Source organism: Mizugakiibacter sediminis (assembly GCF_000953855.2).
Taxonomy (GTDB): Bacteria; Pseudomonadota; Gammaproteobacteria; order Xanthomonadales; family Rhodanobacteraceae; genus Mizugakiibacter; species Mizugakiibacter sediminis.
This window is the reverse complement of record NZ_DF970238.1, coordinates 75,735-87,004: the sequence shown is the minus strand read 5'-3', so window position 1 is coordinate 87,004 and position 11,270 is coordinate 75,735. Positions and strand designations below refer to the sequence as shown.

The following is an 11,270-nucleotide window of genomic DNA, read 5'->3' as shown; positions in this document are numbered from 1 at the left end:
GCGCGCGCGCTGGACGCGCCGCGCCCGTGGCTGCTCGACGACGCGCAGGCGCTTTCGCTCAGCCAGCAACCGCCGCGCACGCTGGCCGAGCTGCACGAGCGCACGCGCGGCCAGCGCGCGCTGCGCTCGGCGCCGCGCGCCGAGCTTTTCGAATTGCTGCGACGCCCGCTCGACGCCGCCGAGATCGAAGCCACCGCCGCGGTGCCGGGCGCGCCCGAGGGCGCGGCCAAGCGCGCGCTGGCGGCGATGAAGCAGGCCACCGACGCGCTCGCCGCCGAACTCGACCTGCCCGGCGGCTTGCTCTGCCCGCGCCGCGCGCTCGAGGAATACGTCGTCACCCGCGCCTGGCCGGACCTGCTGGAAGGCTGGCGCCGCGAGATGCTGGAACCGCGCCTCGCCGCCCTGCTGCCGGACTGACATGCCGACCTTCGCCACCGCCTTCGCGCCCGCCTGCGTCGGCAACGTCGCCGTCGGCTTCGACATCCTCGGCCACAGCATCGACGGTCCCGGCGACACCGTGCGCGTGCGCCGCATCGATGCGCCCGAGGTCGTCGTCGAGAACGTGCACGGCGTGGTCGACGACCTGCCGCGCGACGCGCGCAACACCGCGGTCGCCGCGCTGCAGGCGCTGCGCGTCGCGTGCGATGTGCGCCACGGCTACGCCGTCTCGATCGGCAAAGGCATACCGCTGGCTTCGGGCATGGCGGGCTCGGCGGCCAGCGCCGTCGCCGCCGTGGTCGCGGCGAACGCGCTGCTGCCCGCGCCGCTGCCGGCGGAGGCGCTGTTCGAGCACGCGCTGGCCGGCGAAACGGTGGCCAGCGGCGGACGCAACGGCGACAACGTCGGCCCCTTGCTGCTCGGCGGACTGGTGCTGGCAGCGCGCGGCAGACTGGTAACGATCGCGGTGCCGGAGGTCTGGCGCTGCGTGCTGGTGCATCCGCACGCGCACGTGCTCACCCGGGTGGCGCGCGAACGCCTGCGCGAGCCGTTCGCCCTGGCGACGGTGATCGAGCAGACCGCCAACCTGGCCCTGGTGCTGGCCGGCTGCCAGCGCGGCGACGCCGCGCTGGTGCGCGCCGGCCTGGCCGACGCCCTGGCGGAACCGCGCCGCGCCGACCTGGTGCCCGGTTTCGCCGCCGTGCAGCAGGCGGCGCGCGACGCCGGCGCGATGGGCTGCAGCCTGTCCGGCGCCGGCCCCAGCCTGTTCGCCTGGTTCGAGCATGCCGCCGCGGCGCACGCCGGCGCCGCCGCGATGCGCGCTGCCTTCGCCGACGCCGGCCTGGCCAGCGACGCCTGGATCTCGCCGATCGCCGGTCCGGCGGCGCGCGTGCTGGAAGCCGCCTGACGGGGCTTGGCGGCGCGCGCGGGCTGCTGGTAAGATGCGCGGCTCGCGCGGCACGCTCCGCGCGATGCGGTTCACGCACGTGGGGCGGTAGCTCAGCTGGGAGAGCGTCGCGTTCGCAATGCGAAGGTCGGGAGTTCGATCCTCCTCCGCTCCACCAATAACCAAAAACCCAACCCTTATCGGTTGGGTTTTTTCTGCCCGGAATGCCAGTGTTGGCGCGGTTTCCGGCCTTGCTGCGACGGACGCCGCCGCCCCGGATGGCCCGGTTTCGGGCGGTTTTCCGTTCTCTGTCCCCGCCCATTCTCTGTTTCTGCGAAGGAGGACTTCGCACCCACCCCAGCGCTGGCGCGGGTTTCCGGCGACTTGTTCGTCAGGCAAACCGCCTGCACGCTGGCGACCCGACCCCGAACGGGCTACCCGTTCACGATAGGCCGGACCTCCCAGGTGATTGCCATGTCGGGCCGGTAGACCACCTCGTTGCCGTACTTGATGCTGGCCTTCAGGTGTTCTGCCAAGGGCTTGTCGTACTTTTCGATCTGCCTGATGGCGCGGTCGACGGCGTTGCGGAAGGCGTCACGGACGTTCTTGCGCTTGTCTCCGACCCTGCGCTGTCGCCCGCCAAGGCCCTTGCCGCCCTCGATGTACTTGACCAGGGCCGCCATCTCCTTCTCGATTTCCTCAATGCGGGCGTGGTCACCACGTTCACGCGCTTCTTCCATTTCCTCGAACAGTTCCCTCGCTTGCTGCTTGCACTCGTTCAGCGCACGCCTGTCCGCGACGTCTCCGGCGTCCCCCAAGGGGATACCCTGGGTCACTTGGTAGCCATCTTCAATATCCTCCGGAGCGATGCCGCTGCCGGCAGGCTGTTCAATTGTATTGACGGCATTTCCGACAGCGATCTCATAGACCGACATCTCTCGATCCGGAAACGCCAGCAGGAGGTTGATGTACTCCGCGCCCTTGTCGACGTTGAGCAGGCAGATGGTGTTGCGGCCCTGAAATCGCGTCTCCCAGACCGCACCGCGTTTGCGAAAGAAGTTCTCCGGCTGCTTCTCCATCGAAATCACCGCCGGTACCGAGTTCACCGAAGCGGACTCGTAGACCGTTCGCAGCAGACAGTCGCCGGGCAATGAGCGCTCCCGGATCTGGGTGAAGTAACGCCGCCCGAGCTCGTCGAGCGCTCCCGTCACCTCGTCGGCGTGCCGCTTGTAGAGATCGAATACCCGCTGCGCAGCCTGACCGGTGCTGCTGTAGTTCAGGTACTTGAGTACGCGACCGACGTCGGGGTAGCTGCTGACGAACTGTGTCACGTCCGTCAGGTTCTTCACCTGGTTGGCTCGCTCCAGGTAGGCGGCGGCCATGATCTTGTCCTCGCCTTTGTCCCGGCTCTGGGTGAAGACGTCGACCTTGTAGTGCTCCACCGGGTCGTGCTGATCGGCCTTGGCGGCGAGAATGGCGAAGCGCCGGTCGATGCACTGCGAGCAGCCGCCGCAATGGGTGTGCTGATTCGTCATCTCCCAAGTGTGCGTGCAGGTCATCGAGTGCTTGATCAAGTCGTGGCAGCCCGCGTCGGTGATGATCTTGACAACGTCGGCCTTGGTTTTCCAGATGTAGGGGTTCTCGACGGTGAAAGGCTCGCCTGCCACCAATGAAAGCAGGTCTTGGAAGCCTTTCATCACTCTCGGGTGCGTTGTCCTTGTGGCACGGCCACCGACCACCTGAGCGCACACAGGGAGGTTCAGGCTGATGACGCCGTTCTCGTAAAAGCGGACGCTCTTGAGATTGAGCATCCGAGCAATCGTCGCGCCGATGGAGACGTACAGGAACGACCGGCTGCGCTGGGTGTACTCGTGGTTCAGTTCTTTGGTCTTGTGGACGCGAACGGTAATGCGGTGCGGTACGTTGTCGCCTGCTTTCGCGGCCAGCATCTCTTCGAGTACGCGGTGTCGCTTGTTGAGCTTGGAGGTCGACTTGTGGGTGACCAAGAGCACGCGCCGCTTCTGGTTCACAACCTCATCGATGGCACCGGCCAGGGAATCCAGTCCCCCGGAAAACATGACCACCTGCTCCGGCATCCCGTACATCTGCTGGGTGTCATTGAACTCGAGGTATTCCTGGAACTGGTGATCCTGGTCGAGTTTGACGAAGTCGAACTCGTACTGATCGTCGGACAGAAACCCTAGCGTCGAGCACAGCGTCTCCTGTACCTCCGCGCTGTTCCAGAAATCGGGATTGCGCACCGGAACCACGAAATGCAGGTCGCGCCGCCAGCCGTCACCGAAGCTATCGACATCGTCCGCGCCGCGTCTGACCACCTGATCGGCGCTGTAGACGTAGGTGGCGATCTCAAGCAGGTCGTGGAACAGCGGCGGCACACCACGAAACATTTTGGTGTGGACGTCTTCGATCCGCAGGGTGATGTTGCCGTGCCCGGCCTTGCCAGAGAGCCGCAGCCGCAGATCTCGCGAGGGGTCTTCGCTGATGCCTTTGGCGGATGCGTTGCCGCAGAGTACGTATCGCTTATCTTGCATCGCTACTCGCTCCCATCTTCAACTCGTCCCTCATCTTCTTCAGCGCGTAGCCCGCGAATCCGTCCGACGATTTTCTGGAGATGTCGCCGCCCTCGTGAAAGCGGTGCTTGGAAAACCACTCGCTCGAAAACTGCTCGACGATGAGCGAGGCTTCCCGGGTATGGATTTGCAGTGCGGCATTGAATTCGGCGGCCTGATTCATCGTGGCAAAACGCATCCCCTCGCCGAGCTGGGTGTTGACGACCTTGCTCAGGAAATACTGGAGACCCTCGTTGGCCAGCCGAGCGAAAAAGTGCCGTGAAAACTCGCCGAACTCCCGGGGCTTGCCCAAGTCGGCCAAGGCCGCACGCATCGTGTCCGGGTCGGAAGAGAACAGCGAATGCAGCTTGGGGGCGAGCACATCGTTGACGGCACCGACGATGGCCCGGTTGGCGAGCATGCCGAGATCGGAGCGCTTGCCGTTGCCTTCTACGCGCCGATCCAGCGCCTCGGTGATTGCCGTGGTCACATCGGTGAGCGAGGGATCGGCGGGGAGATGGATGCCCGCCGCGGCGAGATGCAAGAGGATGTCGGGCTTCTTGGCGGCAATCGCCATCTGCGTCATCAGCCAGACGGCCTCGGTGTAGCCGACATCCTTCATGACGAAGGAGAAAGCCTTTTCCGCCGCCGCGATGGTGGCTTGGGCGATCTGAGACACGTTGGCGCCGGCGGCGATCAGGCCGACGACCTCCTTCCACTCCTTCGTCCTTGGCAGAACCCCGAGCCGAACATGCCCCATCCTGTTTCCCCCGTAGAGATCAGTGCATCGCCGTCAATCGTCGCGCTTGATCACGACGATGCTGCGTGCCTTCTTTGCTTCCTTCCTCACATACCCCTTGCGCACCAACTGTGTGATCTGTTCATGAGCGCTGGCGTGGCTGATCCCCAGCGCCTCGGCCAGCTCCTTGACGGTGGGCGGCAGGCCTGTGCTGTCGAGGATCTGACAGATCGCCCTCAACGTCCTGGCCTGCGGCTCCGTAATCCCCTCGGTCTTTCGCTTGCTCATGGCTTTGCTCCTGGCCGACGCGTGCAATATATGACCTGATGAATATCAGGTCAATGGAGGCGACCCGGCGCGAAATCTCTCCGAACCGGCTGCTGACCGAAGGTGCGTCGCCCCCCGCTCATGCCGGTTGAAACGGGATACTCCGACCGCCGCTCGGGCATATTCTTCGTGACGGTCTGATGATTTCACTGGGTACCGATATGACCGTCGAACAAACACTCCCCGAATTGATGTCGCCCTGCGCCCGGGCGCGCGAGGCCGCAGCCATCCTTGCGGCCGCCATTGCCCGCCTGCATGCCACCCGCCCCTGCGACAGCGAGATTTCTCTTGGCTTCCCGGCAGCCGAGCGCGTTCATACAAACCCCTCTACAGAAGGAGTTTGCCAATGAATGCATCGACAACCGGCCCGTCCCTGGCGGCGCAGATCGCCAATCTGCCCAAACTGCCCATGAGCGAGTTGTGGGCGCTTTGGGACAAGTATTTCCCGCGCCGCCCGCCGCACCACAACCGGAACTATGTCGAAGGTCGGCTCGCCTACAAGATCCAGGAGGAAGCGCTGGGCACCAAGCTCGAGGTGCAGACGCAGATGGCGCGCATCGGCGAAGCGCAATCGAAGATCAAGACGCAGCGCGGCGTCGAAGTCCAGGTGGTGCCGGGCACCGTGCTGGTGCGCGAATTCGACAACCGCGAGCACCGCGTGACCGCGCAGGCCGACGGCAGCTTCGAATATGAAGGCCGCCGCTTCAAAAGCCTGTCTGGCGTCGCGCGCCACATCACCGGCACCCAATGGTCGGGACCGCTGTTCTTCGGCATCACCAAGACCAAGCGGGGTGGGAAATGAAAGCGGTGGTCACCAAGAAACGCTGCGCCGTCTACACCCGTGTGTCCACGGACGAGCGTCTCGATCAGTCGTTCAACTCGCTCGACGCCCAGCGCGAGGCGGGTCAGGCCTACATCGTGAGCCAGCGCGCCGAGGGCTGGCTGCCGGTGGGCGACGACTACGACGACGGCGGCTACTCGGGCGGAAACATGGAACGCCCGGCCTTGAAGCGCCTGCTGGCCGACATCGTCGCCGACCAGATCGACATCGTGGTGGTCTACAAGATCGACCGCCTGACCCGCAGCCTGACCGACTTCGCCAAGCTGGTGGAGGTGTTCGAGCGCCACAAGGTGTCGTTCGTGTCGGTCACCCAGCAATTCAACACCACGACCTCGATGGGACGGCTGATGCTCAACATCCTGCTGTCCTTCGCCCAGTTCGAGCGCGAGGTCACGGGCGAGCGCATCCGCGACAAGATCGCCGCCAGCAAGCGCAAGGGCTTGTGGATGGGCGGCTACACGCCGCTGGGCTACGAGATCAAGGACCGCAAGCTCGTCATCGAGGAAAAGGACGCCGAGATCATCCGGCGGATCTTCACGCGCTTCACCGAGCTGCGCTCGATCACCGACGTCGTCCGCGAACTCGCCCTCGAAGGCCTGACCACCAAGCCCAACCGTCTCAAGGACGGCCGCGTGCGCAACGGCACGCCGATGGACAAGAAGTACATCTCCAAGCTGCTGCGCAATCCGATCTACGTCGGCGAGATCCGCCACAAGGGAACGGTGTTTGCCGGGCAGCACGAGCCGATCATCACCCGCCAACTGTGGGATCGGGTGCAGGGCATCCTGGCCGAGGATGCCTACGAGCGGATGGGCAAGACCCAAACCCGCCACAAGACCGATGCCTTGCTGCGCGGGCTGATGTACGGCCCCGACGGCGGCAAGTACCACATCACTTACAGCAAGAAGCCCTCGGGCAAGAAGTACCGCTACTACATCCCCAAGGCCGACAGCCGCTACGGCTACCGCAGCAGCGCCACCGGCATGATCCCGGCCGACCAGATCGAGGAAGTGGTGGTGAACCTGCTGATCGGCGCGCTGCAGTCGCCCGAGAGCATTCAGGGAGTCTGGAACACCGTGCGCAGCCAGTACCCGGAGATCGACGAACCGACCACCGTGCTGGCCATGCGCCGTCTCGGCGAGGTCTGGAAACAACTGTTCCCCGCCGAGCAAGTGCGTCTGGTCAATCTGCTGATCGAGCGTGTCCAGCTCCTCTCCGACGGCGTCGACATCGTCTGGCGCGAGTCCGGCTGGCGGGAGCTGGCCGGGGAACTGCGTCCTGACAGCATCGGCGGCGAGATGCTGGAGCTGGAGGCACTGTCATGAACCGCTCATCCAAGAAGCTGATCAGCGATGGCAAACCCCACGAGCGCCGCCACCCACTGGAGGGAGGCGGGGTGCGCATCACCACCTTCGTTCCCCTCCATTTCAAGAAACGGGGCGTCAAGAAGGTGATCGTCGCACCGGAGGGCGTCAGCCAGCCGGTCGCCGTCACCGCGACGCCGGTGCTCACTCCCGAACAGGATCGCCCGCTGCTCAAGGCACTGGGGCGCGGTATCTACTGGCAGCAACTGATCGACAACGGGACGGTGACCAGCGGCACCGAGATCGCCGAGCGCGAAGGCATCCACCGCTCCACGGTGAACGACCTGCTGCGGCTGGCGCTTCTCGCCCCCGACATCGTCCAGGCCGCCTACGAAGGACGGCTGCCCCGGGCGGTGTCGCTGGAGGCCATCCTGCGGGCCAAGGTGCCCTTGGACTGGAATGAGCAACGTCGTTTGATCGCCTCCCTCGGGTAGCGGAGGGGCCGCGCAAAAAATTTTTCCGCTACGCCAAAAGTAGCTGTTGCTACGCCGGATGTAGCGCCTTCCCCGATGAAGGCGTGAACCGGCGTCAACGGCCAGTACAGGACTGGCCACCGGTCGCGTCCCCATCCCTGAACGGGAAAGGAGCACGGCAATGGCCTATGAATTGGCACTGTCAGGCGGCGTCGGTGGCACACCGGACCGCAAACCCGGCGTCGGTTTCAGTTCGACGCCAACTTCTGAATCCACGGCGCTATCCGAGCGGCGCTTCCTCTCCGAAGCCGAACTCGCCCAACGCTGGGGCATGTCCCCCAAGACACTGACGCGCTGGCGCGGCCTCGGCCGGGGCCCGGTCTTCAACAAGTTCTCGAAGAAGGTGGCCTATCCCCTCGATGGCAAGAACGGCGTGCTCGATTACGAGAAGCGCCACGTCTATGCCTCGACGTCCGAACGTGTGCAGGCGTGAGGAGATGACCATGAACGAACTCACCATCTTCCCCGCCGACATCGCCGCGATGTCCGTCAGCCAACTGGCCGCACTGCCGCCCGCGCAGAAAGCCGAGATCGACAAGAACCTCGATGCGGCCATCGACTGGCTGAAGAAGGCGCGCAACAAGTTCGATGCCGCGCTGGAGCAGTGTTACGGCGAGCAGGCCCGCGCCGCGCTGCGTGAATCCGGCCGCGATTTCGGCACCGCTCACATCAGCGATGGCCCGCTGCACATCAAGTTCGAGCTGCCCAAGAAGGTCAGCTGGAACCAGCAGCAACTGGCCGAAATCGCCGAGCGTATCGTGGCTTCGGGCGAGAAGGTCGAGGGCTACCTCGACATCAAGCTGTCCGTCTCCGAATCCCGCTTCACGAACTGGCCGCCTGCCTTGCAGCAGCAGTTCGCCGCCGCTCGCACCGTGGATTCCGGCAAGCCGTCGTTCCGGCTGGCCCTGGTCTCGGAGGACTGAACCATGAACACCCAACTGATCCCATTCGCCTTCGAAGGCTTGCCCATCCGTGTGACCACGGATGCACAGGGCGATCCCTGGTTTGTCGCGGCCGATGTGTGTGCCGCGCTCCATCTGCCCGATACCCACAAGGCCGTCGCCCGCCTGGACGATGACGAAAAGGGGCGGAATTCAATTCCGACCCCTGGCGGCGAGCAGGACATGACCATCGTCAACGAGCCGGGCTTGTACAGCCTCGTGCTGGGCAGCCGCAAGCCAGAGGCCAAGCGCTTCAAGCGCTGGGTCACGCACGAGGTCTTGCCGGCGATCCGCAAGACGGGCAGCTACGCCGTTCCCGGCGCACTGGCGGCCTTGCCTGCTCCGACGCACGACCGCGTGTCGGCGATCCTGCTGATCGGCGAGGCCGTGGCGAAAGTGCCGGGGGTCAAGCCGGGCATCGCGGCGGCGGCAACGCTGACCTGCATCCAGGAGAACACCGGCATCAGCACCGAGGTGCTGCGCCGCGCGCTGCCGTCGGCCAACGCGCCGGTCTGCGCGCTCAACGCGACCCAGCTCGGCAAGTTGCTGAACCGCTCGGCCAAGGCCACGAACCAGTTGCTGGCGTCCAGCGGATTCCAGTTCCGCAACGACCGCGACGAATGGGAACTGACCAAGGCCGGTGAAGCCTGGGCCGAGGCCATGCCGTACTCGCGCAACGGGCACAGCGGCTACCAGATCCTGTGGAATCCAGCGGTCGCCGAGCAGTTGAAGGAGGTGGCGTGATGGCACTTCCCATCGTCACCGCCGACCAGCGACTGGCCGAGAAGCGCGGCGTCAAGGGCGTGCTGATCGGCAAGGCAGGCATCGGCAAGACCTCGCAACTGTGGACGCTCGATGTCGCGTCCACCCTGTTCTTCGATCTGGAGGCCGGCGATCTGGCCGTCGAGGGCTGGGCCGGCGACACGATCCGGCCGCGCACCTGGGCCGAGTGCCGCGACTTCGCCGTGTTCATCGGCGGACCGAACCCGGCGCTGCGCGACGACCAGCCGTACAGCCAGGCGCATTTTGAGGCCGTCTGCGCCCGCTACGGTGATCCGACCCAGCTCGCCAAGTACCAGACCCTGTTCGTCGATTCGATCACGGTCGCCGGCCGGCTTTGTCTGCAGTGGTGCAAGGGCCAGCCGCAGGCCTACTCGGAGAAAACCGGCAAGCCGGACAGCCGGGGCGCTTACGGCCTGATGGGTCAGGAGATGATCGCCTGGCTCACCCACCTGCAGCACACGCGCGGCATGAACGTGTGGTTCGTCGGCATCCTCGAGGAGAAGCTCGACGACTACAACCGCCGCATCCAGCAGTTGCAGATCGACGGCGCCAAGACCGGCCTCGAACTGCCCGGCATCGTCGACGAGGTGATCACGCTCGCCGAACTGAAGGCCGACGACGGCTCGAGCTACCGCGCCTTCGTCTGCCACACGCTGAACGCGTGGGGTTTCCCCGCCAAGGACCGCTCCGGCCGCCTCGACGCGATCGAGGAGCCGCACCTCGGCCGCCTGATGCAGAAGATTGCCGGCCCCGCCCGCCCCGCGCCCGAGCGGCTCGACTTCACGCGCCCGGCCGCCGCCCCTCAAACCACCGAATGCTGAGCAGGAGTAAACCATGACCACCTGGAACGATTTCAACGACGCCGAACAGCAGCACGACTTCGACCTCATCCCCAAGGGCACCGTCGCCCGCTTGCGCATGACCATCAAGCCGGGCGGCTACGACGACCCAAGCCAAGGCTGGACCGGAGGTTACGCCACCCAGAGCTTCGACACCGGCTCGGTCTATCTCGCCTGCGAGTTCGTCGTGCTGGAGGGCGAGTACGCGAAACGCAAACTGTGGAGCAACGTCGGCCTCTACAGCCCCAAGGGGCCGACCTGGGGTCAGATGGGCCGCAGCTTCGTCCGCGCTGCGCTCAATTCGGCGCGCAACGTCCACCCGCAGGACATGAGCCCGCAGGCGACGGCCGCCCGTCGCATCCAGGGTCTCCACGAGCTCGACGGCCTCGAATTCGTCGGCCGCATCGACGTCGAGAAGGACGCCAAGGGCGAGCTGCGCAATGTGGTCAAGCTCGCGGTCGAGCCGGGCACGCCCGAGTACGCGCAGGCGATGGGGCAAGCGAGCCGGTCGTCCCAGCCGGCAGCGGGCACGGCCGCACGTCCCGCGCCTGCGGCCCAGCACCGCGCCGCGCCCGTCACCGGCAAGCCCGCCTGGGCGCAGTGAGGGAGGAGACGACGTGGATGAAGTGCTGGATCTGCAAGCGACAGGCGCGCGGGTACGGCTTCACGGACGGCCGCTACGAGGCGGCCGATCCGCGACGCTATCCGATGGACTGGGTGTTTTGCTCGCGCCGTTGCCAGGACGCGTTCGCCGCGATGTACGGCAACTGGCGGGACGGCCGCAAGGGAGGGCTGGCGATGAGCGTGTCTGACATTGAACAGGGCGCGCGGCGCGCCTGCCTCAAGGCCTTCGGCGCGGCGGCCGGCCACATCGGTTTCGACAAGCCCTTGGGCGCCTACTCGGAAGCCGAGGCGCTCGCCGTGATCGACGCCATCGTCACCCGCTACAGCGAGGCGATGGTCGAGCACCACGAGGCGAGCAAGTACCCGCCGGTGCGCGGCCTCGAGAACCCGGTGAGCGATCCGCTCGCCGATTTTGACGACGACATTCCATTTTAGCGAGGGATGC

General features: G+C 65.7%; 14 protein-coding genes and 1 tRNA gene. 12 read left to right on the top strand and 3 right to left on the bottom strand.

Annotated elements, in window-relative coordinates; genetic code table 11:
• The 3 genes from MBSD_RS15525 to MBSD_RS11715 all read left to right on the top strand — a co-directional run.
• On the top strand, positions 1-417 hold a 417-nt coding region (locus MBSD_RS15525; protein ID WP_484502475.1), incomplete at its 5' end, for a ribonuclease D.
• Position 418: 1 nt separating this feature from the next.
• Entirely contained in the window at positions 419-1,345 is a 927-nt protein-coding gene (locus MBSD_RS11720; protein WP_062537486.1) for a homoserine kinase, read from the top strand.
• An 81-nt stretch (positions 1,346-1,426) separates the two neighbouring features.
• Positions 1,427-1,502: transfer RNA gene (locus tag MBSD_RS11715), tRNA-Ala, on the top strand.
• A 256-nt stretch (positions 1,503-1,758) separates the two neighbouring features.
• Here the strand turns inward: MBSD_RS11715 and MBSD_RS11710 are convergent.
• Genes MBSD_RS11710 through MBSD_RS11700 form a run of 3 tightly spaced genes read right to left on the bottom strand, consistent with a single transcriptional unit; the run spans position 1,759 to position 4,921 of the window.
• The gene (locus MBSD_RS11710) at positions 1,759-3,876 is read right to left on the bottom strand and encodes a 7-cyano-7-deazaguanine synthase (RefSeq protein ID WP_062537485.1); all 2,118 of its coding nucleotides are present in this window, start codon (positions 3,874-3,876) and stop codon (positions 1,759-1,761) included.
• A complete protein-coding gene (locus tag MBSD_RS11705; RefSeq protein WP_045667423.1) occupies positions 3,866-4,654 on the bottom strand; it encodes a hypothetical protein in 789 nt (262 codons plus the stop codon). Before MBSD_RS11705 ends, MBSD_RS11710 begins: the two co-directional genes overlap by 11 nt.
• 33 nt (positions 4,655-4,687) lie before the next feature.
• Positions 4,688-4,921 carry a LexA family protein gene (locus MBSD_RS11700; RefSeq protein WP_045667424.1) on the bottom strand — a complete coding sequence of 78 codons (234 nt, stop codon included), beginning with the start codon at positions 4,919-4,921 and terminating at the stop codon, positions 4,688-4,690.
• 385 nt (positions 4,922-5,306) lie between these two features.
• On the opposite strand from MBSD_RS11700, the gene MBSD_RS11685 reads away from it, so the two are divergent.
• The 9 genes from MBSD_RS11685 (at position 5,307) to MBSD_RS11645 (ending at position 11,260) form a co-directional block, all read left to right on the top strand.
• On the top strand, positions 5,307-5,762 hold the full coding sequence (locus tag MBSD_RS11685; protein WP_045667425.1) for a DUF2924 domain-containing protein: 456 nt from the start codon (positions 5,307-5,309) through the stop codon (positions 5,760-5,762).
• The gene (locus tag MBSD_RS11680; protein WP_062537484.1) at positions 5,759-7,126 is read left to right on the top strand and encodes a recombinase family protein; all 1,368 of its coding nucleotides are present in this window, start codon (positions 5,759-5,761) and stop codon (positions 7,124-7,126) included. The genes MBSD_RS11685 and MBSD_RS11680 overlap by 4 nt, the downstream gene beginning before the upstream one ends.
• Entirely contained in the window at positions 7,123-7,599 is a 477-nt protein-coding gene (locus MBSD_RS11675; protein WP_045667427.1) for a hypothetical protein, read from the top strand. The genes MBSD_RS11680 and MBSD_RS11675 overlap by 4 nt, the downstream gene beginning before the upstream one ends.
• A gap of 160 nt (positions 7,600-7,759) precedes the next feature.
• Positions 7,760-8,071 (top strand): hypothetical protein, encoded by a 312-nt coding sequence (locus tag MBSD_RS11670; protein ID WP_045667428.1) that lies wholly within the window; start codon positions 7,760-7,762, stop codon positions 8,069-8,071.
• A gap of 10 nt (positions 8,072-8,081) precedes the next feature.
• Positions 8,082-8,561, top strand: coding sequence for a hypothetical protein (locus tag MBSD_RS11665; RefSeq protein WP_045667429.1), 480 nt, complete (start codon positions 8,082-8,084; stop codon positions 8,559-8,561).
• 3 nt (positions 8,562-8,564) lie between these two features.
• Positions 8,565-9,323, top strand: coding sequence for a BRO-N domain-containing protein (locus MBSD_RS11660; RefSeq protein WP_062537483.1), 759 nt, complete (start codon positions 8,565-8,567; stop codon positions 9,321-9,323).
• A complete protein-coding gene (locus MBSD_RS11655) occupies positions 9,323-10,183 on the top strand; it encodes an ATP-binding protein (protein WP_062537482.1) in 861 nt (286 codons plus the stop codon). The genes MBSD_RS11660 and MBSD_RS11655 overlap by 1 nt, the downstream gene beginning before the upstream one ends.
• A 13-nt stretch (positions 10,184-10,196) precedes the next feature.
• The gene (locus MBSD_RS11650) at positions 10,197-10,805 is read left to right on the top strand and encodes a hypothetical protein (protein WP_062537481.1); all 609 of its coding nucleotides are present in this window, start codon (positions 10,197-10,199) and stop codon (positions 10,803-10,805) included.
• A gap of 17 nt (positions 10,806-10,822) precedes the next feature.
• A complete protein-coding gene (locus tag MBSD_RS11645) occupies positions 10,823-11,260 on the top strand; it encodes a DUF6511 domain-containing protein (protein ID WP_062537480.1) in 438 nt (145 codons plus the stop codon).
• Positions 11,261-11,270 lie beyond the last annotated feature (10 nt).

Bases quoted from the DNA above. Each gene is read 5' to 3' on its own strand.
- MBSD_RS11720 (WP_062537486.1), top strand. From the start codon at position 419: ATGCCGACCTTCGCCACCGCCTTCGCGCCCGCCTGCGTCGGCAACGTC.
- MBSD_RS11710 (WP_062537485.1), bottom strand. From the start codon at position 3,876: ATGCAAGATAAGCGATACGTACTCTGCGGCAACGCATCCGCCAAAGGC.
- MBSD_RS11705 (WP_045667423.1), bottom strand. From the start codon at position 4,654: ATGGGGCATGTTCGGCTCGGGGTTCTGCCAAGGACGAAGGAGTGGAAG.
- MBSD_RS11700 (WP_045667424.1), bottom strand. From the start codon at position 4,921: ATGAGCAAGCGAAAGACCGAGGGGATTACGGAGCCGCAGGCCAGGACG.
- MBSD_RS11685 (WP_045667425.1), top strand. From the start codon at position 5,307: ATGAATGCATCGACAACCGGCCCGTCCCTGGCGGCGCAGATCGCCAAT.
- MBSD_RS11680 (WP_062537484.1), top strand. From the start codon at position 5,759: ATGAAAGCGGTGGTCACCAAGAAACGCTGCGCCGTCTACACCCGTGTG.
- MBSD_RS11675 (WP_045667427.1), top strand. From the start codon at position 7,123: ATGAACCGCTCATCCAAGAAGCTGATCAGCGATGGCAAACCCCACGAG.
- MBSD_RS11670 (WP_045667428.1), top strand. From the start codon at position 7,760: ATGGCCTATGAATTGGCACTGTCAGGCGGCGTCGGTGGCACACCGGAC.
- MBSD_RS11665 (WP_045667429.1), top strand. From the start codon at position 8,082: ATGAACGAACTCACCATCTTCCCCGCCGACATCGCCGCGATGTCCGTC.
- MBSD_RS11660 (WP_062537483.1), top strand. From the start codon at position 8,565: ATGAACACCCAACTGATCCCATTCGCCTTCGAAGGCTTGCCCATCCGT.
- MBSD_RS11655 (WP_062537482.1), top strand. From the start codon at position 9,323: ATGGCACTTCCCATCGTCACCGCCGACCAGCGACTGGCCGAGAAGCGC.
- MBSD_RS11650 (WP_062537481.1), top strand. From the start codon at position 10,197: ATGACCACCTGGAACGATTTCAACGACGCCGAACAGCAGCACGACTTC.
- MBSD_RS11645 (WP_062537480.1), top strand. From the start codon at position 10,823: ATGAAGTGCTGGATCTGCAAGCGACAGGCGCGCGGGTACGGCTTCACG.